The organism is Pseudoalteromonas sp. SR44-5, assembly GCF_014163675.1.
GTDB lineage: Bacteria > Pseudomonadota > Gammaproteobacteria > Enterobacterales > Alteromonadaceae > Pseudoalteromonas > Pseudoalteromonas rhizosphaerae.
This window is the reverse complement of record NZ_JACJDT010000013.1, coordinates 61,744-88,495: the sequence shown is the minus strand read 5'-3', so window position 1 is coordinate 88,495 and position 26,752 is coordinate 61,744. Positions and strand designations below refer to the sequence as shown.

General features: G+C 41.5%; 25 protein-coding genes. 18 read left to right on the top strand and 7 right to left on the bottom strand.

The features are described 5' to 3' along the window. The first annotated feature begins 50 nt into the window (after positions 1–50). The 5 genes from lon (at position 51) to H5154_RS09700 (ending at position 6,204) form a co-directional block, all read left to right on the top strand. On the top strand, positions 51–2,411 hold the full coding sequence (gene lon / locus H5154_RS09720) for an endopeptidase La (protein ID WP_145241462.1): 2,361 nt from the start codon (positions 51–53) through the stop codon (positions 2,409–2,411). A gap of 185 nt (positions 2,412–2,596) precedes the next feature. Continuing rightward, positions 2,597–2,899 (top strand): HU family DNA-binding protein, encoded by a 303-nt coding sequence (locus H5154_RS09715; protein WP_301562686.1) that lies wholly within the window; start codon positions 2,597–2,599, stop codon positions 2,897–2,899. A gap of 170 nt (positions 2,900–3,069) precedes the next feature. Further along, the gene (gene ppiD / locus H5154_RS09710) at positions 3,070–4,974 is read left to right on the top strand and encodes a peptidylprolyl isomerase (RefSeq protein ID WP_182718144.1); all 1,905 of its coding nucleotides are present in this window, start codon (positions 3,070–3,072) and stop codon (positions 4,972–4,974) included. Positions 4,975–5,374: 400 nt separating this feature from the next. Further along, a complete protein-coding gene (locus H5154_RS09705) occupies positions 5,375–5,869 on the top strand; it encodes an ImmA/IrrE family metallo-endopeptidase (RefSeq protein ID WP_182718143.1) in 495 nt (164 codons plus the stop codon). Further along, positions 5,869–6,204 carry a hypothetical protein gene (locus H5154_RS09700; protein ID WP_149980753.1) on the top strand — a complete coding sequence of 112 codons (336 nt, stop codon included), beginning with the start codon at positions 5,869–5,871 and terminating at the stop codon, positions 6,202–6,204. The genes H5154_RS09705 and H5154_RS09700 overlap by 1 nt, the downstream gene beginning before the upstream one ends. A gap of 215 nt (positions 6,205–6,419) precedes the next feature. On the opposite strand, the gene H5154_RS09695 is transcribed toward H5154_RS09700, so the two are convergent. From H5154_RS09695 to pspF, 6 genes are read right to left on the bottom strand one after another with little or no spacing between them, the layout of a single operon-like run. Further along, positions 6,420–7,181 (bottom strand): ATP-binding cassette domain-containing protein, encoded by a 762-nt coding sequence (locus tag H5154_RS09695; protein ID WP_149980752.1) that lies wholly within the window; start codon positions 7,179–7,181, stop codon positions 6,420–6,422. Beyond that, entirely contained in the window at positions 7,181–8,173 is a 993-nt protein-coding gene (locus H5154_RS09690) for an oligopeptide/dipeptide ABC transporter ATP-binding protein (protein WP_182718142.1), read from the bottom strand. The genes H5154_RS09695 and H5154_RS09690 overlap by 1 nt, the downstream gene beginning before the upstream one ends. Further along, a complete protein-coding gene (locus H5154_RS09685; RefSeq protein ID WP_145241450.1) occupies positions 8,174–9,067 on the bottom strand; it encodes an ABC transporter permease subunit in 894 nt (297 codons plus the stop codon). It abuts the gene before it with no gap. Continuing rightward, complete coding sequence (locus H5154_RS09680) at positions 9,054–10,088, bottom strand: ABC transporter permease subunit (protein WP_182718141.1); 1,035 nt, start codon at positions 10,086–10,088, stop codon at positions 9,054–9,056. The genes H5154_RS09685 and H5154_RS09680 overlap by 14 nt, the downstream gene beginning before the upstream one ends. Then, positions 10,088–11,695: an ABC transporter substrate-binding protein gene (locus H5154_RS09675; protein ID WP_145241446.1), complete on the bottom strand. Its 1,608-nt coding sequence runs from the start codon at positions 11,693–11,695 to the stop codon at positions 10,088–10,090. The genes H5154_RS09680 and H5154_RS09675 overlap by 1 nt, the downstream gene beginning before the upstream one ends. 18 nt (positions 11,696–11,713) lie before the next feature. Further along, positions 11,714–12,772 (bottom strand): phage shock protein operon transcriptional activator, encoded by a 1,059-nt coding sequence (pspF, locus tag H5154_RS09670; protein ID WP_145241444.1) that lies wholly within the window; start codon positions 12,770–12,772, stop codon positions 11,714–11,716. Between the two features lie 187 nt (positions 12,773–12,959). Here pspF and pspA point away from each other — a divergent pair, with 187 nt between their 5' ends. The 11 genes from pspA to H5154_RS09615 all read left to right on the top strand — a co-directional run bounded on the left by pspA (position 12,960) and on the right by H5154_RS09615 (position 24,334). Beyond that, positions 12,960–13,619: a phage shock protein PspA gene (gene pspA, locus H5154_RS09665; RefSeq protein ID WP_145241442.1), complete on the top strand. Its 660-nt coding sequence runs from the start codon at positions 12,960–12,962 to the stop codon at positions 13,617–13,619. Between the two features lie 67 nt (positions 13,620–13,686). Further along, entirely contained in the window at positions 13,687–13,920 is a 234-nt protein-coding gene (gene pspB / locus H5154_RS09660; protein ID WP_145241440.1) for an envelope stress response membrane protein PspB, read from the top strand. Further along, entirely contained in the window at positions 13,917–14,318 is a 402-nt protein-coding gene (gene pspC / locus H5154_RS09655; protein ID WP_145241438.1) for an envelope stress response membrane protein PspC, read from the top strand. Before pspB ends, pspC begins: the two co-directional genes overlap by 4 nt. 58 nt (positions 14,319–14,376) lie before the next feature. After that, a complete protein-coding gene (locus H5154_RS09650) occupies positions 14,377–15,792 on the top strand; it encodes a YcjX family protein (RefSeq protein ID WP_220493271.1) in 1,416 nt (471 codons plus the stop codon). Then, positions 15,789–16,835, top strand: a complete 1,047-nt coding sequence (locus H5154_RS09645) for a TIGR01620 family protein (RefSeq protein ID WP_182718140.1) — start codon at positions 15,789–15,791, stop codon at positions 16,833–16,835. Before H5154_RS09650 ends, H5154_RS09645 begins: the two co-directional genes overlap by 4 nt. A 140-nt stretch (positions 16,836–16,975) precedes the next feature. Further along, positions 16,976–18,157 (top strand): methionine gamma-lyase, encoded by a 1,182-nt coding sequence (gene megL / locus H5154_RS09640; protein WP_182718139.1) that lies wholly within the window; start codon positions 16,976–16,978, stop codon positions 18,155–18,157. Between the two features lie 212 nt (positions 18,158–18,369). Then, positions 18,370–19,167 (top strand): phenylalanine 4-monooxygenase, encoded by a 798-nt coding sequence (phhA, locus tag H5154_RS09635; protein ID WP_145241432.1) that lies wholly within the window; start codon positions 18,370–18,372, stop codon positions 19,165–19,167. Between the two features lie 9 nt (positions 19,168–19,176). Further along, positions 19,177–19,521 (top strand): 4a-hydroxytetrahydrobiopterin dehydratase, encoded by a 345-nt coding sequence (locus H5154_RS09630; RefSeq protein ID WP_149980747.1) that lies wholly within the window; start codon positions 19,177–19,179, stop codon positions 19,519–19,521. 170 nt (positions 19,522–19,691) lie between these two features. After that, entirely contained in the window at positions 19,692–23,579 is a 3,888-nt protein-coding gene (gene hrpA, locus H5154_RS09625) for an ATP-dependent RNA helicase HrpA (protein ID WP_182718138.1), read from the top strand. Positions 23,580–23,651: 72 nt separating this feature from the next. Beyond that, on the top strand, positions 23,652–24,029 hold the full coding sequence (locus tag H5154_RS09620; RefSeq protein ID WP_145241521.1) for a PleD family two-component system response regulator: 378 nt from the start codon (positions 23,652–23,654) through the stop codon (positions 24,027–24,029). An 8-nt stretch (positions 24,030–24,037) separates the two neighbouring features. Continuing rightward, entirely contained in the window at positions 24,038–24,334 is a 297-nt protein-coding gene (locus H5154_RS09615) for a PilZ domain-containing protein (protein WP_145241426.1), read from the top strand. Positions 24,335–24,368: 34 nt separating this feature from the next. On the opposite strand, the gene H5154_RS09610 is transcribed toward H5154_RS09615, so the two are convergent. Then, on the bottom strand, positions 24,369–25,559 hold the full coding sequence (locus tag H5154_RS09610; protein ID WP_145241424.1) for a class I SAM-dependent methyltransferase: 1,191 nt from the start codon (positions 25,557–25,559) through the stop codon (positions 24,369–24,371). A 138-nt stretch (positions 25,560–25,697) separates the two neighbouring features. On the opposite strand from H5154_RS09610, the gene H5154_RS09605 reads away from it, so the two are divergent. Continuing rightward, positions 25,698–26,363, top strand: a complete 666-nt coding sequence (locus tag H5154_RS09605; protein ID WP_145241422.1) for an HD domain-containing protein — start codon at positions 25,698–25,700, stop codon at positions 26,361–26,363. Next, positions 26,363–26,752 carry a VOC family protein gene (locus H5154_RS09600; protein ID WP_145241420.1) on the top strand — a complete coding sequence of 130 codons (390 nt, stop codon included), beginning with the start codon at positions 26,363–26,365 and terminating at the stop codon, positions 26,750–26,752. The genes H5154_RS09605 and H5154_RS09600 overlap by 1 nt, the downstream gene beginning before the upstream one ends.

Below are 26,752 nucleotides of genomic sequence, written 5' to 3'. Positions count from 1 at the left end.
CCATATACTTGAGTAATCTTTAAAATAAATGAAGAGCGAAGAGAAAAATAATGACGCTTGAGAGAACAGATCGAGTCGAAATCCCGGTGCTAGCACTGCGCGATGTCGTGGTATATCCGCACATGGTGATCCCGCTTTTTGTAGGCCGTGAAAAATCAATAAAATGCCTTGAAGCGGCAATGGATAAAGACAAACAAATTTTCCTTGTTGCGCAAAAAGACGCGACCGTAGATGAGCCTGAGCAAGATGATATTTACCGTGTTGGTACCATAGCCACGGTATTACAATTGCTTAAACTTCCTGATGGCACAGTCAAAGTACTGGTTGAAGGCACACAGCGAGCAAAACTAGAAAGCTTTATTGATAATGAAGACTTTTTTGTTGCTAATGCGCAGTTTATTGGTTCAGAAGAAATCGATGAGCAAGAGCAAGATGTATTTATTCGCAGTGCCATCAGTCAGTTTGAAGGCTATGTAAAGCTAAATAAAAAAATACCACCAGAGGTGTTAACCTCGGTCAGTGGCATTGATGAAGCGCCGCGCCTTGCCGATACTATGGCAGCGCACATGCCGCTGAAAGTGCCTGAAAAGCAAAAAGTACTCGAAATCACCAATGTTACAGAACGTCTTGAATATTTAATGGCGTTGATGGAAGGTGAAATTGATTTACTGCAAGTTGAGAAAAAAATTCGTACCCGCGTTAAAAAGCAGATGGAAAAGTCGCAACGTGAGTATTACCTCAATGAGCAAATGAAAGCCATTCAAAAAGAATTAGGCGAGCTTGACGACGTACCAGATGAATTCGAAGCACTGAAAAAGCGCATTGAAGAATCAGGTATGAGCAATGACGCACAAGAAAAAGCGAACTCTGAACTTGCTAAGCTTAAAATGATGTCGCCTATGTCGGCAGAAGCCACGGTTGTACGTTCATACATAGACACATTAATTAATGTGCCGTGGAAAAAACGTTCGAAAGTGAAAAAAGACTTAGCGGGCGCACAAAAGATTTTAGACAGCGACCATCACGGTCTTGATAAAGTCAAAGAACGCATCATTGAATATCTCGCTGTGCAACAGCGTACCAATAAACTCAAAGGCCCTATTTTGTGCCTTGTGGGTCCACCGGGTGTTGGTAAAACGTCATTAGGTCAATCGATTGCTCGTTCTACAGGGCGTAAGTATATTCGTATGGCACTAGGTGGTGTTCGTGATGAAGCAGAAATTCGTGGCCACCGTCGTACTTACATAGGTTCAATGCCAGGTAAGTTGATTCAAAACATGAGTAAAGTGGGCGTTAAAAATCCATTATTCTTGTTAGATGAAATCGATAAAATGTCATCAGATATGCGTGGCGATCCTGCATCGGCACTGCTTGAAGTACTTGATCCTGAGCAAAATAGCCATTTTGCGGATCATTACTTAGAAGTCGATTATGACTTATCTGACGTAATGTTTGTTGCTACATCAAACAGCTTTAACATTCCTGGTCCGTTATTGGATCGGATGGAAGTGATCCGGTTATCGGGTTATACCGAAGATGAAAAGCTGAATATTGCCAAAGAGCATTTAATTGTTAAACAAGTTAAACGCAATGGCTTAAAAGATGGTGAATTAATCATCGAAGACAGTGCAATCATCGGCATTATTCGTTATTACACCCGTGAAGCGGGCGTACGTAACTTAGAACGCGAAATATCTAAGTTATGCCGTAAAGCGGTGAAGAATATCTTGCTTGAAAAAGGCACTAAAACAGTCACTATTAATGCTGACAACCTTGAAGATTTCTTAGGTGTGCAGCGCTATGATTATGGTAAAGCTGAAGACGGCGATCGCATTGGCCAAGTTACAGGTTTAGCGTGGACTGAAGTGGGCGGTGATTTGCTGACCATCGAATGTGCCGCAGTACCAGGCAAAGGTAAACTAAGCTACACCGGGTCACTAGGCGATGTAATGCAAGAGTCGATTCAAGCAGCTATGACAGTTGTACGTAATCGCGCTGATGCATTTCGTATCAACAGTGATTTTTACGAAAAACGTGATATTCATGTTCACGTACCTGAGGGGGCAACTCCAAAAGATGGACCAAGTGCTGGCGCCGCGATGGTAACAGGTTTGGTATCAAGTCTTACAGGTAACCCGGTACGTGCTGATGTGGCGATGACGGGTGAAATCACCTTACGTGGTGAAGTATTACCAATTGGTGGCTTAAAAGAGAAACTATTAGCCGCTCATCGTGGTGGAATTAAAACGGTCATTATTCCAAAAATTAACGAACGTGACTTAAAAGAGATCCCTGACAATGTATTGGCAGGACTTGATATTCACCCAGTTACGTGGATTGATGAGGTTTTAAAACTGGCTTTAGTACACCCAGTTGAGAGTTTTTCAGTCGAAACATCAAAAAACCAGTAAAAAAGCGAAAAAAAGTGCTTTAAAGGGCTTTTCAAATCTAGATGGTATGATAAGTTAAGCACTGGTTTTCAAGCCGAGGCCTTATGTGGCCTAGGCTGAAGAAAAATTACAATCGTATGAGCATGAAAAAGTTTGCTCTAAAATTTTCAAAATAGTGATGTTAGTTTAAAAAACAATCGCTCTTGATAATAACAATGAAAGAGGATGATATTGTGAATAAATCTCAATTAATCGATCAAATCGCAGCTGATGCTGACATTTCTAAAGCGGCTGCGGGTCGTGCACTTGATTCATTCATCGAGGCTGTTTCTGGCGCTCTTAAAGATGGCGACTCAGTAGCATTAGTTGGTTTCGGTACTTTCTCAGTACGTGAACGTGCTGCACGTTCAGGCCGTAACCCACAAACTGGCGAAACAATTCAAATCGCTGCAGCGACTATCCCAGCTTTTAAAGCAGGTAAAGCGCTTAAAGATGCATGTAACAGCTAATCACTGCTCTTTAGTGAGTTAGTTTGGTAGTGTAAGAAGTTAATCGCTTTTACAGCTTAATTAACGTTCTTTCTCGCCAACTGCTTCAAGTAAAAAAGCGTATCTGGTAAGATACGCTTTTTTTACATAAGCAAGGCGATTTCTGCCTCGAATAGAATAGAGATAAATAAATGCTTGAGAAAATCAGAGAAGGTTCACAAGGACCGGTAGCTAAAATTATTTTAGGCGCGGTGATTTTATCTTTTGCCTTAGCAGGGATCGGTGGTTACTTAGGTCAAACCACAGAGCAGCCCGTAGCTGAAGTAAATGGAGTTAAAATTAGCCAAACCGAGTTTAGCCGTGCGTTCCAAAATGAACGTGCACGTTTAGAGCAACAATTTGGCGAATACTTTGCACAAATTGCTGCTGATCCAAATTACATGGCACAAATTCGTCAAGGCGTCGTTGACCGTCTAGTACAACAAGAATTGCAAACTCAACTAGCGGCCGAACTTGGCTTACGTGTTAGTGACGACAGTGTTCGTAAAGCGATTTTAGAATTGCCATACTTCCAAATTGGTGGGCAATTTAACAACGATCGTTACTTACAAGTTATCCGTCAAATGAACTTTCAACCTGACGCATTTCGTGAATATTTACGTGAAGAAATGACTCGTAGCCAGCTAATTTCAGCGGTTGCAGGTACCGATTTTGCTCTAAATAGCGAACTGACTAATGCCGTTGCGCTACAACAGCAAACGCGCAATATTGACTATGTCGTGATCAGCAAAGAGTCTTTACAGCAAAACGTGACAGTAACAGAGCAAGAAATTGCCGATTACTATGATCTAAATATGTCGCAGTTTTTAGCGCCAGAGCAAGTATCAGTAAACTACATTGATTTAAATGCAGCTAACTTAACACTTGAAACTCATGTTAGCGAAGCAGACGTTAAAGCATATTATGATCAAAACAAAGCACAATACGTCGAACCTGAAAAACGCCGTGTATCGCATATCTTAATTGATAACAGTGAAGATGATGATGCAGCAAAAGCCAAAGCAGAAGACTTGTTAGCACAATTACAACAAGGCGGTGATTTTGCGGCATTAGCAGAATCATCATCTGATGATACCGTTAGTGCTGAAATGGGTGGTGACTTAGATTGGATCGAACGTGACATGATGGATCCTGCTTTTGAAGATGCGGCATTCGCATTAGCAAATAAAGGGGATTTTTCAGACGTTGTACAATCTGAGTTTGGTTACCATATTATTCAGTTAACTGATATTCAGAGCCAACAAGTAAAAGCGTATGACACTGTTAAAGCTGATTTACGTGCTGAGCTTGAGCGTACTGAAAAAGTAAATGCATTCTATGAAAAGCAAACAGAAATGGGCGCTATTGCATTTGAAATTTCAGATACCTTAGTTGATGCTGCAGAAGTTGCCGGTGTTGAAGTACAAACAACAGCATTAGTTGACCGTAATTCTCTACCTGCGCCGCTTAATACACCAGCGGTATTAGCTGCAATATTCTCACCAGATGTGCTTGAAGATAAAATGAACTCTGAAGTTATCGAAGTGGGCGATGAGCATGTTGTGTTAGTGCGTGTTAAAGAGCATGTACCAGCTGCAACAAAAGCACTTGCTGATGTATCAGAGCAAATTAAAGCACGTTTAGTTAGTGAAAAAGCTTCAGAGCTTGCGAAAGAAAAAGCAACAACACTATATGCTGAAATTGAAGCTGGCAAGAGCTTAAATGACCTAGTAACTGAGCAAAGCTTAGAACTTCGTCAAGAAGCGGCACTAACCCGTCAAGCTTACACTGTTTCGCCTGCAATCGTTCAACATGCCTTTAAAATGGCACACCCAACTGACACACCAGTAGTTGAAAAAGTTGACCTAAACAACGGTGACGCGGCAATCGTAGCACTTAAAACAGTGACTAACGCTACTGTTGAAGACGAAATTGACGCACAGCTTAAGCAAAATATTACTATGGCCCAAGTTAACAAAAACTACATGGTATTCATTGAAGCTTTAAAAGCAAATGCAGAATTAAACTTACCTAAAGCGCAAGCCGCCACAGAGTAATGCTTAATTAAGCAAACCGAAAAAAGCGCCTAATGGCGCTTTTTTTGTGGGTAGAATATATAGGTACTAGGTACTAGGTACTAGGTGAAAGGTGAAAGGTGAAAGGTGAAAGGTTAAAGGCTAAAGGTACTAGGTTAAAGGTGCTAGGTTCGAGTTTAGTTTACAAAATTGGGTAGCGTGCAACGAAAGCCTTTGCGCCTGTGAAGTTTTAAATAGCAGTTGTGACAATTATTATTGATATTAGAATGGCAGAAAAACACACTAAGAATTATGTGATAGTGTTAAAATGTATGTTGGCAAAAAATTGAATCTTAACTACTGTATATATTATCAGTGTAATTGACGTATTTTTGCTTTTATCTGTATAAACACAACAGAAATTTCTAGTTGAGGAAATTATATGAACTTGAATCCACAAACTGAAGCTAACAAAGTACTTGAAACACTTTGGCTTAATCAGGACTTTCCTGTTGATCCTGTCTCGATAGCTAAAAAAATGGGATTACAAGTTTTGGATACAGAACTCCCACCTAGTGTTTCCGGCGCCTTGATTAAAGAGGCTGGTGCTGATCCGATCATCGCTTTACATTATGCTGATCACAGTAACCGAAAACGATTTACCTGCGCACATGAATTAGGTCATTATGTTTCCAGGATTGAGTCTAACGATGAAAGCCTTGAATATGAGTATGTTGACTTAAGAGGCCCAAATGCTTCAAACGGAACTGATGCTGATGAAATATTTGCAAATCAGTTCGCAGCTAACTTATTAATGCCTGAAGCAATTTTAAAAAAATTATTGCGTTCAGGTAAAAATCATTTTAATTTAGCAATGTATTTCGGGGTTTCTCATGAGGCGCTTAAGCATAGATTAAAAGCATTGAGGCTTTTATAATGACGGTACAAGAAAAGGGAAATTTAGCATCGTTAATAAAAGCGAGCCTGCAAGATAAAAGTAAAACTACCCCGACAGATCCTTTAGTTTCAGAGAAAGTTGAAGATTCAAAAGCAGACAGAGAATTAAAAAAATCCTATGCAAATTGGTTTATTAAAATACTTATAGGCCAACTTATCGTGATGAATATTGTATTTTTTTGCGTAGGATTTGGTTGGCTGGCTTTTGATGAATGGTCGTTAAATTTATATATGGGTGGTACATTAGCGGAAGTGTTCGGCGTAATTTTAGTAATCACCAAGAACCTGTTTCCAACCAAGCCAACAAATAGATGATTTTTCAGACTGTTTGGAGTTGATTAAGGTTCTATTTTTCCAGAACCTACTATTTCTGAGTTAAACGTAAGCACTATCCCAAATACGATGTTCTCATTTCGCATAAAGCGGTTGATAAATCCGCTTTACTATTGGCTTTCGTTTTTTAACCACAAACAGCGATAGATATATATCCCTTAACTGCTCTGGCTTTTCCTAGAACCTAGAACCTTTTTTTAGCAACTCAACAACTTCTGAGTGACTTTTGATTTTGGCTTTTGGAATACATCCTCGGTTCTACCGTATTCAACAATTTCACCGTGATCGAGTACTACAAGTTGATCGCTGATGTGGCGTACTAAACTTAAGTGGTGAGTGATCAAGATATAACTGAGACCCGTGTCCTGTTGAAGCTTGAGTAGCAGGTTGACGGTTTGTGCGCGTACAGAAGGGTCCAGAGACGATAATGCTTCATCAAGTACCACAACCTTAGGGTCTAGTATTAATGCACGTGCTAGAGCGACACGTTGCAGCTGACCGCCACTGAACATATGTGGGTAGTAATACTGATGGTCGTTTAATAAACCTACTTTAGACAGTGTTGCGGTGATTTTTTCAGCGCGAGTTACTTTATCCAAAGAAGTATTATATTGCAGGCAATCGTCGAGCATATCGCCGATCGTTAAACCTGGGTTTAGCGAGGCTTCGGAGTCTTGAAAAATCATTCTAATATGGCGGCATTGCTGATCGCGAACGCCTTTGTTTTCGATGATGTTGCCATCGAGTAGGATTTGCCCAGCATCTGCGCTGTCTGCTCCAGCGAGTAATTTTGCTAGGGTACTTTTACCAGAGCCAGTTTCGCCAATAATAGCCAGTGTTTCACCTTGCTCTAAACAAAACGAGATGTTTTTTAATACCTCAAAACGCTTACGTGAAAATAACCCTGCACGCAGGTTAAAGCTTTTTGACAAGGCTTGCACTTTTAACAGAGGTTGCATTATTTCATCACCTTAATGAGAGGGAAATGACACGCATAACTATGACCATGTTGTTTAGTTAAAGGCGGTGTTACCACACAAGCTTTTTGTGCCTGCGGACAGCGAGGACCAAGGCGACAGCCTATAGGTAAATGCTGTAAGGTTGGGATTGTCCCTTTTAGTGCATAAAAAGGTTCTTTATGGGCAAGCCCTTGCTCATAATCCGGTAAGCTTTTTAATAATGCTTGTGTATAAGGGTGGCGAGGCTGGGCAAAAATACGCTGGGTTGGACCTGCTTCAACCATTTGCCCGCAGTAAAGTACATGCATGCAATGAGACCAATTAATGATTTCTTCAAGTTCATGGGAGATCATTAAAATTGACATGTTTTTAAGTTGATTTAAACTTTTTAATAACCGGAATACCTGTGCTCGTGTGGTACTTTCAAGAGCTGTAGTTGGCTCATCGGCGATCAGTAACTTAGGTGTACGAGCAATGGCCATAGCAATCATGACCTTTTGACATACGCCTTCTGATAGTTCGTGAGGGTAGCTCGATAGTACTTTTTCGTGATCTTTAATGCCCACTTTGTGGATCAGCGCTTTTACTCGGTCTTTACGTTCGCGGTTACGCTTTAAGAAAAACCCGGAGTTTGCTATTTCAGGGAGCGTTTCGGCTATTTGCTCAAATATTTTTGCGGTAGGATCAAGACAACGACTGGGATCTTGATAAATCATTGCGATGTCACTGCCTACAATTTTACGCCGTTGTTCGCTTGATAAGCGCATTAGATCCACACCGCGCCAATGCATACGGTCGGCGGTGATGTGCCAGCGTTTATTTAATACACCCACAATGGCTTTAGCAATTAAGCTTTTACCTGAGCCAGATTCGCCCACTAATGCATGTACTTCACCTTCTTTGAGGCTCAAGTTCACTCTATCTACGGCGCGAATAACGGTATCAGAGGTGCGCAGCTCTATGGTCAGATTTCGTATATCAAGTAATTGCATTTAATCAGCCTTACGTGCTTTGAGCACTTGGCGTAGCCCGTCGCCCACTAAGTTGGTCGACAGCACGGCTAAAAAGAGTAACACCCCAGGTAAGCCAACGGTCCAAGGTGCTAAATAAATTAAACCCAGGTTTTCAGCTAAAATTGCCCCCCACTCTGTGGTTGGTGGTTGTGCCCCTAGTTTTAAAAAGCCTAAAGCGGAAATATCTAAAATAGCGGTCGATAATGCCATCGTAAAAATAACCACAATATGCTCATAAATATTTGGAAAAATCCCGCGCGAGAGAATATGCCAATTCGATGCGCCATCAAGCTTAAATGCAGTAATGTAATCTTTATTAAGCTCAGTGACGATGAGGTTACGCACCGAGTGAATAAATTGCGGTAATAGCGCTAAAATAATTGCCCACACGGTATTCATCAGGCCTGGGCCTAATATCGCAATAATAATAATCGCTAACAATAAAGACGGTATTGATAAGGTTATATCAAGTAGATGATTTAAAAAGCTTGAGCGAATACCTCGGCTAATGCCGGCAAATGTGCCTACTAACACACCTATGATGGTGGTGATCAGCGCAGCAATGACTGATAAGCCAAAGGTATAAGTTGCGCCATTCATAAGCCGTGAGAGTACATCGCGACCTAAGTCGTCAGTACCGAGTATAAAACGTACATCGCCCATTTCATGCCACGATGGAGGAATAAGTAACGCATCACTGTGTTGCTGGTTTACTCCATATGGTGCAATCAGTGGCGCAGCCGCAGCTAAAATAGCAAAGGCGATAAAAATCCATAACCCCACTAAGGCAGGATGATTGGATTTAAATTTGCGCCAAAATCGCGCTAATGGCGATTTGTTTGACTCTTCTGAAAATAAATTAAACTTTGCCATGCGCTTGATTCCGTGACAGCGGGTCGAACAAGGTATAGGTTAATTCTGCAATAATAGTCGCCAGAATTACAAACATCGATACCGCTAATAAGCCACCTTGAATGGCAGGGTAGTCTCGTTGATAAATACTATCAATTAACCAACGGCCAACACCGGGCCATGAAAAAATCACCTCAGTGATCATCGCCAGAGTGATCAAGGTACTAAACTGCAAACCAATTTGCTTTATAACCGGTAACAAGGCATTACGTAAGGCATGATGCATAATTAATTGGGCACGGTTTAAGCCTTTGGCTCGGGCAGTTTTAATAAAACTTTGCTCAAGCACATGTAACATTGACTCTCGTGTAAAGCGCACTAATACAGTTGTAGGGTACATTGCCAGAACAATGGTCGGCAGGGTTAAATGATGCAGAGCATCAAGCATTGCTAGACCAGAATAAGGAAAGTCTGCTAATACAATATCAATCAAAATAAAGCCAGTTTGGGAGGGGATCTCGTACAGTAAGCCCATTCGCCCTGACATCGGGAACCAACCTAGTTGTAATGAGAACACCATGATCAGCAGCAAAGCTAACCAAAATACCGGCATTGAGTAGCCCACTAATGTTGTGGAGTTAACCAGTTTATCTGGCCAGCGCCGATGATAGGCCGCCGCCAAGATACCTGCCGGAACGCCAACCACAACAGAAATAATTAACGCATAAATACTTAGCTCTAACGTGGCTGGGAATAGCTCGATAATATGAGTAAATACGCTGTCGCCCGAAGCGAACGACACGCCCCAGTCGCCTTGCACAATACGCGCAATAAAAGCAAAATATTGCATTAAATAATTATCGTTAAAGTGATATTTTTCTTGTAGTTCACTGGTTTGTGAAAAACTGGTATTACTGATACCACTTAAATTACTAAGCGGATCGCCGGGAAATAAATAACTGAGTGAAAATGTAAATACACTCAAGGTAAACATCATAAATAACAGTAAGCCTAAACGGCGGAAAATATAATTTAACACCATTATTTTTTCCTCGCGTTGGCTAAGGAAATTGCGCCAAATGGGCCAAGTGGAATACCTTCTACATCGGCACTACTTGCTTGAAAACGCATACCGTGGGCAAGTGGTAATAAAGGTAGTTCACGCACTATCATCGCTTGTGCTTGTTGATAATAGGCTTTTCGTTTGGCTAAATCGGTGGTATCAAGCGCTTGTGTCAAGAGTAAGTCAAATTCAGGATCACACCAATTCGCAGGGTTTTTACCACTAAATGCCGCGGTGCAACTGAGTAGCGGGCTAAAAAAGTTATCTGGATCCGGTGTATCTGCAGCCCAACCTAATAACACGCTGTCATGGCGGTGTTCACCTATGCGTTGAATAAATGTGTTCCACTCATACTCAACAATACTGACGTTTACACCAATTTTTCGTAAATCGCTTTGCATTAGCTCGGCCATTTTACGTGCGTTAGGATTATAAATTCGGCTCACTGGCATAGCCCAAATGGTCATATCAAAGCCATTAGGAAGGCCAGCCTCAATCAACAGTTTTTTAGCTAGATCAGGGTTAAATCCGGGTAGTTTAGCTTGTGGTTGATATGCCCATGATGTTGGCGGTAATAACGATTGCGCACGAATACCGTTGCCGTAATAAACTGCTTGCATGATTTTTTCAACGTCAATGGCATGGGCCAGTGCTTGGCGTACTCTTAAATCGTCAAATGGTGGGCGCTCGGTATTAAACGCCCAATAACCTACATTAAGATTGGTTTCTTTTTGTACGTTAATGTCATCGCGTTGGGCTAAAATACTTAATTGTGCGCTACTTGGGTGTGCGGTTACATCGCACTCTTTAGTGAGCATTTTTGCAATTCGGGTGGTGCCATTTGGGGTGATGTCGTAAACCAACTGCTCCAGCACTACATGGTGTTTCCAATAGTCAGGATTACGATAATAGCGGACTAAATGATCGCGGCGATACTCTTTATAAACATAGGGGCCAGTACCAACAGGGTATTGATCAAAAAGATTAACTTGGTCGCGCTGTTTTAATTGCATGGCATATTCGCGAGACAAAACCACTGCAAAATCAGTTGCCATATTGGCTAAAAAACTGCTTTCGGCATTAAATAATTCAAAGCGCACTTGGTAGTCGGACACGCGAACAATTTGCCGAATTAGCTGGTCGATGCCGACACTTTGAAAATAAGGGTAATTGGCATCCCCAACAAAGTGATAAGGATTATACACATCGAATAAACGGCTAAAGGTAAAGATTACATCATCAGCGTTAAACTCTCTGCTTGGGGTAAAGTATGCAGTAGTATGAAACTTCACTCCTTTGCGCAAGGTAAAGGTAACTGACTTGCCGTCTTTACTTATTTTCCAGTCAGTGGCCAGTTCACTTTTAAATTCAGCGGTCACGGGATCGATACTGATCAAACGGTCATACAATTGATTTGCAATAATATCGATCGTCGAACCTGTGGTCGTCACTTGGGGATTGAACGACACAGGGTTAGCCTCAGCGCAATAAACTAAGCCCTGATTCTTTTCTTCTAGTGTTTTTTCTTTGGTATCTAAGCAACCCGTTAGGCATACCGTTAAGATACCAAGTAATAATTTATACACTCGTTTAGCCTCTGACTATTATTGTTGATCTAACAAGTTGTATTTTTTCAAATAGCCTCGTAGTTGATGATACGTTAAACCAAGTACTTCTGCAGTTTTCTTTTGATTAAATTGACTATATTCAAGCGCTTTTTTTATTAAATCAATTTCAAATTCATTTGAGAGGTCTTTTAAGCTACATGGAAACTGAAATTGCGGGGTACTTGTTGCAACTATCGGTTCATTGGCTACAACTGCAACAGGAGCTGCTTCTACGGCTTTAGTGGGGAGTTTTTTAATTCGTTGCTTAGGTCTAAAGCGGCTTTCAAATGGGTCTAAAATAATCTGGTGAACGGGAATATGTTCACTGCCATGGCGATATAAGCTTCGTTCCACGACATTTTTAAGTTCACGTATATTACCTGGCCAATCATGCCCTTGCAGTATTTCCACAGCACTGCGGGTGAAACCACTGAATAGTTGCCAGTCCAAATCACGGGCCATATTCATCGCAAATTGCTCAGCGAGTAACATGATGTCTTCCTGACGTTCGCGCAGTGGCGGTAAAGTGATTACATCAAATGCGAGCCTGTCGAGTAAATCGCTTCTAAATTCACCTTGCTCGGCTAAATAAGGAAGGTCTTCATTGGTTGCGCAGACTAAGCGAGTATCGACCTTGACGGTTTGTTTGCCACCGACTCGCTCAAATTCACCGTATTCAATTACCCGTAATAGTTTTTCTTGCACCATGGCAGAGGTATTTGCTAGTTCGTCTAAAAATAGCGTACCGGCATTGGCACGTTCAAACCGTCCTTCGTGGCGTTTACTTGCGCCGGTAAAGGCACCACTTTCATGGCCAAACAATTCGCTTTCAAGCAAGTTTTCGTTAAGTGCCGCGCAGTTGAGCTTAATGTAGCTTTGCTCCCAGCGCTTTGATAAAAAGTGTAAACGGGCGGCGATCAGTTCTTTACCTGTGCCACGTTCACCAATAATCAGTACTGGTTTATCTAAACTTGCCAGCTGTGAAACTTGATCAAGTACCGCTAAAAAGCTGTCTGATTGGCCGAGTAAATTATCTTGTTGGCGAAATTGGCTCATATTCCCTAACTCTTAGTCATTTTTACTAACAGTTAGTGTATTTCATAATTAGGGAGAACTAAAGGAATTTGTATTTTTAGTTTAACATTATGAAAATATTACTGTATTTTATGTTTTATAAAGTTGGCAAGCATATTGTAACAGTAACAGCAGACCAATTAAGTTAAACACTACAGAGGTAAATGTTATGGGAATTTTTTCGCGTTTTGCAGATATTGTTAATTCTAATATCAATGCCATTTTAGATAAAGCAGAAGATCCTGAAAAAATGGTACGTCTGATCATCCAAGAGATGGAAGACACATTAGTTGAAGTACGTTCAACCTCTGCGAAAACATTAGCAGAGAAAAAAGAATTAGTACGTCGTGTCGATACATTAAAAGAGCAAGTCGCTCAATGGCAAGATAAAGCCGAGCTGGCATTGAGCAAAGACCGTGATGATCTAGCCCGTGCTGCATTGCTTGAAAAGCAAAAGTCAGCACAAGCGGTTGCTGCTGTTGAAGATGAACTCAGTCACATAGAATCTCACATTGATAAGCTGCAACAGGAAGTAAGTACGCTACAAGACAAGTTAGCGGATGCAAAAGCACGTCAAAAAGCGATTATTTTACGTCAACGCTCAGCTGAGTCACGCCTAGAGGTGAAAAAAGCATTAGACAGTTCTAAAGTTGAAGATGCATTAAATCGCTTTGAGCGCTACGAAACTAAGATTGATGGACTAGAATCACAAGTAGAATCGTACGACTTAGGCAAAAAGTCATTGGCTGATGAAATTGCTGAGTTACAGCAAAACGAAAAAATCGATGATGAATTAGCTGCACTTAAAAAGAAGCTTGCTGATAAATAAAGATAATAAATAAAGGGGGAGTCATCCCCCTATGCTTGATAAATTAATGGATGTGTAGGAGAGGGTTATGTTTGATGCAGAAGTGTTTGTTGCTCCAATTATCATTTTTATGGTTGTGGTAGCACCCCTTTGGTTAATTTTACATTACCGAAGTAAAAAGCAAGTAAGCCAAGGCTTGAGCGAACACGAACACCGCCAGTTACTTGAGCTTGCTCAAAAAGCAGATAAAATGGCTGACCGAGTAGAAACTTTAGAAGCACTACTTGATCAAGAGGCCCCACAGTGGAGGCGCAAGGTATGAGTGCTAAACGTGAACTGCTAAGAGATCCAGCACGTGGTAAAATAGCCGGTGTATGTGCAGGGCTCAGTGATTATTTCAATATGGAATTGTGGTTAGTACGTATTATCGTAGTAACGGCAGTGTTACTAGCTGGTGGCCCGTTGTTTGTTGTGGCTTACATCGCAGCGTGGTTTATTTTAGATAAAAAACCTGCCAATGCACAAAGCAAAACTGATGCGGCAAAACACGAAGATCCTCTTGAAGTAAAATTTAAAGTATGGCAAAAAGGTGAGCCACCACGTCGTGCTTTACAAGATTTAAAAGACCGTTTGGGACGTGTTGATATACGTTTACAAGATATGGAACGTTATGTTACTTCAACCGAGTTTACGGTTAGCCGTGAAATCAATAAGCTGTAAAGGACTTAATAGCACTTTAGCCACCTAATTTATAATGGCGCTGAAGTGCTAGCTCATTATGATAAACACTTCATCTGCAAAAAACGCCTTTAATAAACTCAAAGGTAAGGCTGAAAAAGCTGTTCACCGTAGTTTAGATCAACACGTAAAATTAGCGGTAACTGGCCTCAGTGGCAGTGGTAAAACCGCTTTTATTACCGCTTTAGTAAAGCATTTAACCAGCCAAGCAACAGACAAAAACTTACCGTTTTTTGATGTTATGCAGCAACAGCGCCATATCGCCACAAAAATAGTGCCACAACAAGCGCTGACCATTCCTACATTTGATTACCCTAAAGCCCTGAGTGCTTTATTGCCGCTTGAAGGGCAACCACACTGGCCTGCATCAACCGAGCGCATAAATACTTTACGTCTAGCAATTAAATACCGGAGTGACGCAGGCTTACGTGGTCACTTTGCACCGCAATCAACCTTGTATTTAGACATTATTGATTACCCCGGTGAGTGGCTGCTTGATTTACCCATGCTAGAGCAAAGCTATCAACAATGGAGTGAGCAGCAATATGCACTGTTACAGCGCTCTCCTCGGGTTGAAAAGGCACAAGCATTTTTAACTGCACTGAGCGAGCTTGATTTAACAGCACCAGTAGATGAAAGTGCGCTAAGCGCGATTGCTACGCACTATCAAACACTGTTAGTGAGTCTTAAAAAAGACACTAAATTGGCGATGCTACAACCTGGACGCATGCTGATGCCAGGTGAATTACAAGGTGCACCGTTATTACTGTTTTTCCCAGTTGCGCAGGCTAATGATGAGATGGTTGCAGGGTCTAACTTGGCGCACTTGCAAAAGCGCTTTAATGCTTATGTGAAAGAAGTGGTTAAGCCATTTTATACACAACACTTTCGCAACTTTGATCGGCAAATAGTGCTTGTTGATGTGCTCAGTGCGCTCAATGAAGGGCCTGAGACGCTGCAAGAGCAAGGGGATGTGATCAAACAATTACTCGCGCATTTTAACTATGGCGAAACTGGCTTTTTGAAACGCTTGTTTAAACCCAATATAGATAAACTATTGTTTGCTGCGAATAAGTCAGATCATATTAGTAGTGCACACCATAAAGATTTAGCGCTGTTGTTGGACTCATTAGTGCACGAGCAAAGTAATCACTTAAAATTTGATGGCGTTAAAATAGAAACTATGGCGATGTCATCTATTACGGCAACCATGCCAAAACAAGTGGTTGAGCAAGGTAAAACCCTCAATTGTATTTATGGTAAGCCGTTATCAGAGTCGCAATGGTTGACCTACTTACCACCGCAGCCACCAATGCGCATGCTCAATAAAGATGAGTGGCCAAGCCATGGTTTTGAGTTTTTATCGTTTGCACCAATGCCAAGTCCAGACAAGCAACTAAAACACATTCGTTTAGATCATGTCATGCAGTACCTTTTAGGAGACAAACTAACATGAGCAAGACCGCTTCAGGCTTTCAAGCCGGCAGACGTATTGATACTAGTGAACAGCCAATAGACAATGAACTTACCTTGACCCCAGCTAAAGTGATCGATCAAGGGGAGTATGAATATGAGCACGTTATCGATGAGCCCCAAGATGAAGAGATTGATTTAACCCCTGTTTATAAAAAGTCAAAATGGCAAACTCTGAAAGGGGTGTTTGCGATTAGCTTTATAACTTTAGTGTTAGCTGAATTTATATTTTCTATGGTTGTGACATTTCAGCAATCCATCATCTTAGGCAGCGTATATTTAATTGCAGTGCTCAGTGGCGTGTTGTTATTGGGGCGCTTGTTATGGCGCGAATATAGAATGTTGCGCAGCTTAAAGCGCAATCAATTACATCGTCATGAAGCGGATCGATTGCTCAACAGCGAACAGGTTGGTGGGGCACTACCTTGGCTTGAAAAACTCAATAAACATCAGCAGTTAACCGGCTTTGATGAGTTTAAAGCAAGCATTGATAGCCATCATAGCGATAAAGAGATCATGACCTTGTACGCCGATAGTTTGTTAGTGAAACAAGATACTCAAGCTAAAAAGCTGATCAACCGTTTTGCCACTGAATCAGGCTTGTTAGTGGCATTAAGTCCATTAGCGCTGGTGGATATGATGGCAGTGCTTTGGCGGGGCACAAAACTGATTGAGCAAATAGGTAAGATTTACGGTATCGGATTTGGTTATGCTAGCCGGATCAAGCTCTATCGTATGTTGATCAAGCAAGTGATGTTTGTTGGCAGTGCTGAGTTAGTATCGGATTTAGCTGCTACAGCGCTCAGTGCTGAATTACTAGGTAAATTATCAGGACGTGCAGCACAAGGCTTAAGCGCGGGTATATTTACCGCACGCATTGGTTATAAAGCGATGGAACTAAGCCGTCCTTTACCACGACTTGAGCATAAGCGCAGCTTGCTTAAAGGTACTGCGCAATTGATTGCCAGCAAAATTATGAGCCGCAAAGCTTCGCCGTCAGGAGCAGGCACGAAAGAAACGAGCTGACAATAAATCTGTACAGTGGTGAACGGCCACTGTACTAACTACATCCCAATTTATAGCCATCTGAGCATCTGGCATGCTTGTGCTTTATCCTGCGATACGTTTTGATTATGGGATCAATAATAATCAAAAAAGATCAGACAATGAACAAACTCCACATCGACAGCCAATGTATCCATGGACCAGAAAAAGCCAATGATCCGCATGGCGCACTTACTGCTCCTTTATACCAAACTTCAACGTTTCATTTTAGCAGTGCCGCGCAAGGTGCAGCACGTTTTGCTGGTGAAGAACCGGGCTATATTTATACCCGTTTAGGTAACCCGACGACGACAGAGCTTGAACAAAAAGTCGCACAACTTGAAAGTTGCGAAGCCGCTGCAGCAACAGCCACAGGAATGGGCGCGGTTTCTGCATCGGTATTAAGTTTTTTATCGCAAGGCGATCACTTAGTCGCATCAAGCGCTTTGTATGGCTGTACGTTTGCTTTCTTCGCACATATGTTGCCGCGTTGGGGGATTGAAGTGACGTTTGTAGATATGACCGATGAGCAGCAATTACGCGATGCAATTAAACCGAATTCAAAAATGATTTTTGCCGAAACCCCAGTTAATCCAACTATGGCGGTAATTGATTTAGCGTTAATAGGACAAGTGGCAAAACAACACAATTTGATCAGTGTAATAGATAACACCTTTCTCACGCCGTTACTGCAAAAGCCAATTGATTATGGCATTGATTTAATTGTTCACAGTGCTACTAAATATTTAAATGGTCACGGTGATGTTGTGGCAGGTTTGGTGTGTGGCAGTCAAGAGCACATTACATTAATTAAAATGACCGTACTTAAAGATATTGGTGCAACAATTAGTCCACACGATGCATGGCTTATTAATCGTGGTTTAAAAACCTTAGCGATACGAATGCAGCGTCATTGTGAAAGTGCGCAAATTATTGCTGAATTTTTAGAGCAGCATCCCCAAGTTAATACCGTTTATTACCCCGGACTTGCATCTCACCCAGGATTTAAGTTTATCGGTAAGCAAATGAAAGCCTCTGGTGGCGTTATTGCCTTTGAATTAAAAGGCAGCCTAAAAGATGGCGAGCAGTTTATTAATAATACCCAATTGTGCACACTCGCCGTGAGTTTAGGAGACGCCGAAACACTCATTCAACATCCGGCATCGATGACTCATTCACCGTATTCACCCGAAGAAAGAGCAGCTGCGGGTATTAGCGATGGTCTGATCAGACTATCTGTTGGCCTTGAAGATGTTAACGATATAATTAACGACCTTAACCGCGCTTTTACTTTTATTGCATAGCCTGTAATTTTATATTTACGGTTTGTGTTGCTTCTATCCCTTTAAAAATAGCACTGTAAACTTTTTGATCTTAAAGTGTAATGTTTGGTGTACAAAAGTGGGTTTGGTGCTAATAGCTGATGTTGTCTCAGCTATTAAACTTTGCCTTACATTTGCTTAGTATCTCCTTAACAGGTTGATACCGATATCGGTTTAACACTAAGAAGGTTATTATGGCTAAAGCAAGTAAATACACCTCCAAGACACCAGATGAAAATGGCGTTATCCATTGGAGCGAAGCAGAAAATAAAATATGGTCAGAACTAGTCGCGCGCCAACTAAAATGTATTGCAGGCAAAGCTTGCAATGAATACATGGAAGGGCTTGAAAAAATAAACCTGCCTCATGACCGTATTCCGCAGTTAAGTGAGCTTAATGAAGTATTACTAGCGACTACCGGCTGGCAAGTTACACCTGTGCCAGCTTTAATTGACTTTGATGAATTCTTTCGTTTATTAGCAAATAAGCAATTTCCAGTCGCAACCTTTATTCGTAGCCGTGAAGAGTTTGATTACCTGCAAGAACCTGATATTTTTCATGAAATATTTGGTCATTGTGCAATGCTTACTAATCCTGATTTTGCCAAGTTTACGCATAAATATGGCCAGTTAGGTTACGCTGCCGAGAAAAAAGATCGGGTTTACCTTGCCCGTATGTATTGGTTTACGGTTGAGTTTGGCCTAATGCAAACAGATGATGGCCTGCGTATTTATGGTGGCGGTATTTTATCAAGTCCAGGTGAAACACAATACGTGTATTCAGATAAGCCCGAGATAAACCCGATGAATGTATTGGATGTATTACGCACGCCGTACCGAATTGATATTATGCAGCCTTTGTACTACACCATTAATTCTATCCATGATTTATTTGATATTTCACAGCTGGATATTATGGCGTTAGTTGCGCAAGCAAAAGAATTAGGGTTACATGACCCAAAATTTCCTCCTAAAGAAAAATTAGCAAGTTAAGGATTTAAGATGTCATCATTAAGCGCACAAAAATGTGAAGCCTGTCACGTAGACGCTCCACAAGTATCAGATACCGAGTTAGCTGAATTAATTAAAATGATCCCAGATTGGGTGCCTGAAGTACGCGACGGTATTATGCAATTAGAGCGTGTTTATAAATTTAAAAACTTTAAACAAGCCATCGCTTTTACTAATAAAGTAGGTGATATGGCTGAAGATGAAGGCCATCACCCGGGCTTGCTAACAGAGTGGGGCAAAGTAACGGTAACGTGGTGGAGCCATTCAATTAAAGGCTTACACAAAAATGATTTTATTTGCGCTGCCAAAACAGATGAAGTTTTCGCTGCGCTATAAATAAAACACAGCAATTGTTCTGCCCAAAGAACATGAAAGGCGCTTAATTAGCGCCTTTTTTATTGTTTTAAGCTTTGGTTATTACATTTTATATCGCAGCAAAGTTAACCCCTGCGGCGAAGTTTGCTACAATCGCTCGTCTTTACTCAAATTTTATAAGGTAGTCGCGGGTGGTTAACCTAGGTCAATTGTTTGGTGAACTAAAAACGTGTTTAAGAAAAGATCAATTCATCTTTAAAAAACGCCTTCACGGCATAAAAAAAATAACCGATGAAACAAAACAAGCAGCCGTGATTGAAAAAATCACTGCAGATATAGCACGTAGCCAACAATTGCGAGAGGTGCGCTTAGCTCAGTTACCTAAAGTAACTTACCCTGAGCAGCTCCCCGTCAGTCAGAAAAAAGACGACATTAAAGAGGCTATCGCCAATAACCAAGTGGTTATTATCGCGGGTGAAACCGGCTCAGGTAAAACCACGCAAATTCCTAAAATGTGTTTAGAACTTGGCCGTGGCGTTGATGGTTATATCGGTCACACCCAACCAAGACGTTTGGCTGCGCGCAGTGTCGCGGATCGGATTGCTCATGAAATGCAATGTGAACTTGGCCAGCAAGTGGGTTTTAAAATTCGTTTTAGCGATCAAGTATCAAATAACAGCTATATAAAGTTGATGACTGACGGTATTTTACTGGCGGAAATTCAACAAGACCGATTTTTAAACCAGTATGACACCATTATTATTGATGAAGCTCATGAACGTAGTTTAAACATTGATTTTATTTTAGGTTATTTGAAAAACCTATTACCAAAGCGTCCTGATTTAAAAATAATTATTACCTCTGCGACCATTGATCCAGAGCGATTCTCAAAGCATTTTAATGATGCACCGATTATTGAAGTGTCAGGACGAACATTTCCGGTGGATGTGCGTTATCGTCCTTTGGTTGAAATTGATAAAAATGATATGGAGGCTGAAGGCGACCAGCTGCAAGGTATTTTTGATGCCGTTGATGAGCTGTGCCAAGAAGGCCCAGGCGATATTTTAATCTTCTTAAATGGTGAACGGGAAATACGCGATACTGCTGATGCCCTTAGTAAACGTAATTTAAAAGGAGCGGATGTTTTACCTTTGTATTCGCGCCTTTCTAACGCAGAACAAAACCGTATTTTTGCTCCCCATAGTCGTCGTCATATTATTTTATCGACCAACGTTGCTGAAACCTCACTTACTGTGCCGGGTATTCGATACGTTATTGATCCTGGTACCGCGCGCATTAGCCGTTATAGTTATCGTACTAAAGTGCAGCGTTTACCGATTGAGCCAATATCACAAGCCAGTGCCAATCAGCGAAAAGGCCGCTGTGGCCGTGTTGAAGCGGGTATTTGTATTCGTTTATATGCTGAAGATGATTTTAATTCGCGCCCAGAGTTTACTGATCCAGAAATACTACGTACTAATTTAGCCTCAGTTATTTTAAAAATGCTCGGCTTAGGGTTGGGCGATATGGCCGAGTTCCCATTTGTACAAGCACCAGATAGCCGTAATATCAACGATGGCTTAACGTTACTAGAGGAACTTGAAGCGGTAAAACCTAGTCGTCACAATAACAATACACAGCTTACTAAATCGGGTATTGAACTGAGCCGCTTACCGGTTGACCCGCGTTTAGCTAAAATGGTACTAACAGCACAAAAGCTGGGTGCGCTGCGTGAAGTGATTATTATTGTGGCGGCGTTATCGATTCAAGATCCACGCGAGCGCCCGCAAGAAAAACGCGCTGCTGCAAACGAAAAGCATGGCCGTTTTGACGATCCTGATTCAGATTTCATCGCCTTTTTAAATTTATGGAATTACTTAGAAGAGCAGCAAAGTGAGCTAAGTAACAGCCAATTCAGAAAGCTGTGCCAAAAGGATATGCTCGCTTATATGCGTATTCGTGAGTGGCAAGATATCGTTTATCAGCTCAGTACTGTGTGCAATGAAATGGGCATGAAAGCGACCAGCAATGTTGCCGATGGCGATAAAATCCATCAAGCGCTATTGAGTGGCATGCTCAGTCACATTGGTTTTAAAGATGAAAAGCAAGTATATAAAGGCGCTCGCAACAGTCAGTTTCATGTATTCCCAGGCTCTGGATTATTTAAGAAAAGCCCAAAATGGTTGATGTCGGCAGAGCTGGTTGAAACCAGTAAATTATATGCACGTATTAATGCCAAAATTAACATCGATTGGGTTGAACCATTAGCACAACACTTAGTAAAACGCAGTTACAGTGAGCCGCATTGGGAGAAAAAGCCCGGCGCAGTGATCGCTTTCGAACAGCAGGTATTATACGGGCTGATCATAGTGTCAAAGCGTCGCTGTGTGTACAGTAACATTGACCCGAAAGTTAGCCGCCAGTTGTTTATTCGCAGTGCCTTAGTAGAGCAAGATTTAGGTCAAAATGAAGGGTTTTTGCAGTTTAATCGCGAACTGATTGAAGATATTCAAACTCTAGAAAATAAAAGCCGCCGTCGTGATATTTTAGTTGATGAGCAAACCTTATATGAGTTTTACGATAAGAAAATTCCTGCTCAAATAAACAGTCGTGCAGCATTTAATAAATGGTATAAAACGCAAAAGCAGCAGGATAAACATTACTTGCAAATGACACGTGATGATTTAATGCAACACGGTGCTGATAGTGTTACTGAGTTTGATTACCCCGATGTATGGCAACAAGGTAATTTAATGTTGCCGTTGAGCTATCATTTTGATCCAGGCCAAGCGGTCGATGGGGTTGCAGTGCAAATTCCGGTGGCCTTACTAAACCAAGTAGAAGAAGCTGGCTTTGACTGGCATATTCCTGCATTTCGTCATGAGTTGATCACCGGTTTAATTAAATCTTTACCTAAATCACTACGTCGTAATTTTGTGCCTGCGCCAAATTATGCAGATGCGGTTCTTGCAGCAATCGAGCCTATGCAAGGTAACTTCATTGAGGCACTCAGTACGCGTTTATTACGTATGACAGGTGTAAAAGTTGATCCAGAGGCCTGGGATTTAACCACCCTTGCGACTCACTTACGACTGCAGTTTGAAGTTCGTGATGAAAAAGATAATGTACTTGCCCGAGGTATGGATTTAGCGAAACTCAAAGCGCAATTGCAGGGTAAAGTGACGCAAACGCTGTCTAAAGTGGCAGATAAAGGCATTGAAAAAGCTGACCTATTGCAATGGGATTTTGGCAAGTTACCGGTATCCTATGTGAAAAAACAAGGCCAGTATGAAATCAAAGCGTATCCTGCGCTGGTAGATAAAAAATCATCGGCGGCAGTGGAGCTATTTGATAACGAAGTTAAAGCGCAAACCGCCCATCAGCAGGGGTTACGCCGTTTGGTATTACTGAATGTACCTTCGCCGATAAAATATTTGCAACAAAACTTACCCAATAAGGCTAAATTAGGTCTATATTTTAATCCGTTTGGTAAGGTTGCTGATTTAATTGATGACTGTATTGCCGCAGGCGTTGACAGTTTATTGGTGAAATTAGGCGATGTACGCACCGAACAAGCGTTTGAGCAAGTAAAAGAGCACGTGCGCGGTGAGCTCGGCGATGCGGTTGTTGCTATTGCAACCCAAGTTGAGCAAGTGTTGAGTATTGCGCATGCGTTACATAAAAAAATGAAAGGGCGAGTTGATTTAACCATGATCACTGCACATGGAGATATAAAAAGCCAACTGGGATCTTTGGTATTCAAAGGCTTTGTTTCAAATCATGGCGCAGACAAACTTAGTGATTTAATTCGTTACTTAAAAGCAATAGAAAAACGCTTAGAAAAGTTGCCAGTTGATCCAAATCGTGACAGATTATGTGTACTTGAGTTAGAAAAGGTTGCTCAAGAGTATCAAAAACAGCTGAAAAAAGTGCCGCCTGGAATGCCTGCTCCGCAACAATTGCAGGATATTTTTTGGATGCAACAAGAGCTTAGAGTATCCTTGTTTGCGCAAACGTTAGGGACACCGTATCCGATTTCAGCTAAGCGTGTATTGAATGCTCTGAAAGAAATTGATTGAGTTTGGTATTTAGTAAACATCGAATACCTTGGAAGGAAATATTTGTTAGATGAGAAGGAACTGATATTAACCATGCGCTCATCCGCTAATACACACCCGCGTTTACTAGTTGTAGATGACGAGTACTTTAATTTTGAAATGCTCAAAGTCGCTTTATCAGCGGATTTTGAGCTCAGTTATGCTGAATCAGGGAAGAGCTGTTTATCGTCGGCTATTGCAAATCCACCGGATGCGATTTTACTCGATGTATGTATGCCCGGCCTAGATGGTTACGACACGTGTCGAATGTTGAAGAACACCCCTGAAACTCGTAATATTCCTGTTGTTATGGTGTCAGGCTTAGAATCCGTACAGGAACAACAAGCTGGTTTTGATGCCGGTTGCGATGCCTATGTGGTGAAGCCTTTTTCGGTCGTGGGGTTATTAGAAAAAATCAATACGGTTGTTTAGGAGTTATTATGCTAAATGAAGATAAACGTAATTTTAGACGTATGCAATTAAATGCACAGGCAAAATTAACCACACTTGAGCCAGTCGCTGATCAACATTTTGATGCTGTATGTGTCGATTTAAGTGCAACTGGGTTGTCACTGCAGTTGGATGAATTACTTGAACTGGGCACCATTGTGAAGGTGAATATTGATTCGACCAGCCCTGCCATTGCACCACTTGATGCAACAGCAAAAGTCGTTCGTGCCAGCAAAGAAAGTGATGGCACGGTAACCGCTGGGCTAGAAATAATGCAGTTTAATTAACCTGATGAACTCAGGTTAATTAGTTGCAGTCAGTTTAGTAAACTTTACAGATCAGGCCTTTTAGGTAAAAACCTTCAGGGTAACTGCCTGCGATTGGATGATCAGCAGCTTGGTTTAAACGCTCCATGATCAACAAATCCTTACCAGCATCAAGGGCTGCATCAGCAACCACTTTTTGAAATAAATTTTGCTCCATTAAACCTGAACATGAGAACGTAAGCAACGTACCACCTGGTTTAAGAATTTGCATGGCAATCATATTGATATCTTTATAGCCACGACACGCACCCGTTAGTTGTGCTTTGTTATCAGCAAATTTAGGTGGGTCCATAACGATAGTATCGAATAACACCCCATCTTCACGGTATTGGCGTAGTAATTTAAATACATCTTGTTTTATGAAGTCAACTTTATCTAAATCAAGATTATTGTGCTCGACATTACGTTTTGCGGTATCAAGCGCGGGTTGCGATACGTCAACGTTAGTAACATGCTCGCAGCCGCCACGCAGTGCATACAATGAAAAGGTACCTGTGTAGCTAAAACAGTTAAGTACTCTTTTATCTTTTGAAAAACGCTCTAATGCAGCACGGCTATCACGTTGATCAAGGTAGAAACCGGTTTTATGACCTTCGAGAATGTCTACTTCAATTTTAAAACCATTTTCTTCAATTAATACTGGCTGCTCAGGCTTATTACCCCATAACACGCCCATAGTCGGCTCTAAGCCTTCTTTGGTGCGCACATCGACATCAGAGCGCTCATACACGTTACAGCCTGGGAAAATAGCGATTAAAGCGCCAACTATTTCACCTTTATGGCGCTCAGCACCGGCACTTAATAACTGACACACTAAAAAGTTGTCAAATTTATCAATGGTTACACCTGGTAAAAAATCAGACTCGGCGGCACATAACCGAAATCCCGTTAAGCCACCTTCAGTAATTACTTGCTCGCGTGCCGCAAAGGCACGACGTAAGCGACGTTCAAAAAAAGCTTGGTCGATGATTTCTGTTTCATCAAAGCTCCAAACACGCGCGCGGATCTGTGAGTGCGGACTGTAAGCCGCTGTAGCTAAAAATTTACCATTACTATCGTGAATGGTCACTGTGTCACCTAAACCTGGCTTACCTTTTATTTTTTTGATGGCTTTTGAAAACAACCATGGGTGTTTTCTTTTTAGTGATTTTTCACGACCAGCTTCTAGGTATACGACAGATGACATTAGGCTTCTCATTACGGATAAATTAAGAGCGTATTTTAGTGAAGCAGGCTCGAACATACAATGAATGTTTTGCACAACAGCCTATAACCGCGGTAAAGTAACAGTAATTCAATGCATTAATTTGAAATTACAGGATTTATGGAACAACGTTTGCCCGTTTTAGTATTATCTGAGCCGTTGCAACAGCTAGAAAATCATTGCCGTGCTTTTATTTTGTCGTTAGTGAGTGCTGATGTCGCCCACGATATTACCCATATTGAACGAGTCGTGCGTGTTGCAAAACAGCTCTGCTTTGCTGAAGATGCTTCGATGGACGTGGTGTTACCCGCAGCATGGTTGCATGACTGTGTTGCAGTGGCTAAAAACCACCCGGATCGCGCTAAAGCTTCAACAATGGCCGCAGATAAAGCAATTTCATTTTTAGCGTCAATAGGGTACGACGCGCAATATTTTGATGCCATTCATCATGCTATTGTAGCCCATAGTTTTAGTGCTAACATTGCAATTGAAAGTGTGGAAGCACAAATCGTTCAAGATGCTGATCGTATGGATGCTTTAGGAGCAATTGGTGTCAGCCGCTGTATGAAAGTAGGGGGCTCAATCGGACGCAATTTATATCACCCTGACGATCCATTTTGCGCCCACCGCAGCCCGGATGACAGCTTGTATACATTAGATCACTTCTTCATCAAGCTATTACATATTGCACAGAGTATGAATACACCTTCAGCAAAAGCAGAAGCGGTGCGTCGTACTGAATATATGCAGGTATTTATTGAACAACTTAAGTCGGAGATTGGCTAATGGCAATGCCTACTTTATCTGGTGTCGATCATTGCCATTTAAATGTGACTAACCTTGCGCAAGCCGTCACGTGGTACAAAACAGTCCTTGGATTTAATATTGTGCCAGAGCTTGCTTTTTGGGATGAGGGTACTGGGCCTTTAACACTAGAAGATCCTGCGGCAACTATTCGCTTAGCGTTATTTGAGCGAGAGGGCAGTAGTAAAGGGATTGCATTTGGCGCATCTGGAGAGCAGTTTATCGCTTGGCTTAAGCATTTGGCTGACTTAAATATTAAAACCGTGGTTGCTGATCACAAAGTTACATACTCTGTTTATTTTCAGGATTTAAGTGGTAATAGTCATGAAATCACCTCTCATGACTATGCATATATCTCGGCCAATATCTAG

Coding starts and splice junctions, on each gene's coding strand:
- H5154_RS09615 (WP_145241426.1), top strand. CDS start 24,038: ATGCTAAATGAAGATAAACGTAATTTTAGACGTATGCAATTAAATGCA.
- H5154_RS09685 (WP_145241450.1), bottom strand. CDS start 9,067: ATGGCAAAGTTTAATTTATTTTCAGAAGAGTCAAACAAATCGCCATTA.
- lon (WP_145241462.1), top strand. CDS start 51: ATGACGCTTGAGAGAACAGATCGAGTCGAAATCCCGGTGCTAGCACTG.
- phhA (WP_145241432.1), top strand. CDS start 18,370: ATGGCTAAAGCAAGTAAATACACCTCCAAGACACCAGATGAAAATGGC.
- H5154_RS09620 (WP_145241521.1), top strand. CDS start 23,652: ATGCGCTCATCCGCTAATACACACCCGCGTTTACTAGTTGTAGATGAC.
- H5154_RS09705 (WP_182718143.1), top strand. CDS start 5,375: ATGAACTTGAATCCACAAACTGAAGCTAACAAAGTACTTGAAACACTT.
- H5154_RS09695 (WP_149980752.1), bottom strand. CDS start 7,181: ATGCAACCTCTGTTAAAAGTGCAAGCCTTGTCAAAAAGCTTTAACCTG.
- H5154_RS09630 (WP_149980747.1), top strand. CDS start 19,177: ATGTCATCATTAAGCGCACAAAAATGTGAAGCCTGTCACGTAGACGCT.
- pspA (WP_145241442.1), top strand. CDS start 12,960: ATGGGAATTTTTTCGCGTTTTGCAGATATTGTTAATTCTAATATCAAT.
- H5154_RS09605 (WP_145241422.1), top strand. CDS start 25,698: ATGGAACAACGTTTGCCCGTTTTAGTATTATCTGAGCCGTTGCAACAG.
- H5154_RS09690 (WP_182718142.1), bottom strand. CDS start 8,173: ATGCAATTACTTGATATACGAAATCTGACCATAGAGCTGCGCACCTCT.
- H5154_RS09650 (WP_220493271.1), top strand. CDS start 14,377: ATGATAAACACTTCATCTGCAAAAAACGCCTTTAATAAACTCAAAGGT.
- H5154_RS09645 (WP_182718140.1), top strand. CDS start 15,789: ATGAGCAAGACCGCTTCAGGCTTTCAAGCCGGCAGACGTATTGATACT.
- ppiD (WP_182718144.1), top strand. CDS start 3,070: ATGCTTGAGAAAATCAGAGAAGGTTCACAAGGACCGGTAGCTAAAATT.
- megL (WP_182718139.1), top strand. CDS start 16,976: ATGAACAAACTCCACATCGACAGCCAATGTATCCATGGACCAGAAAAA.
- pspC (WP_145241438.1), top strand. CDS start 13,917: ATGAGTGCTAAACGTGAACTGCTAAGAGATCCAGCACGTGGTAAAATA.
- pspF (WP_145241444.1), bottom strand. CDS start 12,772: ATGAGCCAATTTCGCCAACAAGATAATTTACTCGGCCAATCAGACAGC.
- pspB (WP_145241440.1), top strand. CDS start 13,687: ATGTTTGATGCAGAAGTGTTTGTTGCTCCAATTATCATTTTTATGGTT.
- H5154_RS09700 (WP_149980753.1), top strand. CDS start 5,869: ATGACGGTACAAGAAAAGGGAAATTTAGCATCGTTAATAAAAGCGAGC.
- H5154_RS09600 (WP_145241420.1), top strand. CDS start 26,363: ATGGCAATGCCTACTTTATCTGGTGTCGATCATTGCCATTTAAATGTG.
- H5154_RS09680 (WP_182718141.1), bottom strand. CDS start 10,088: ATGGTGTTAAATTATATTTTCCGCCGTTTAGGCTTACTGTTATTTATG.
- H5154_RS09610 (WP_145241424.1), bottom strand. CDS start 25,559: ATGTCATCTGTCGTATACCTAGAAGCTGGTCGTGAAAAATCACTAAAA.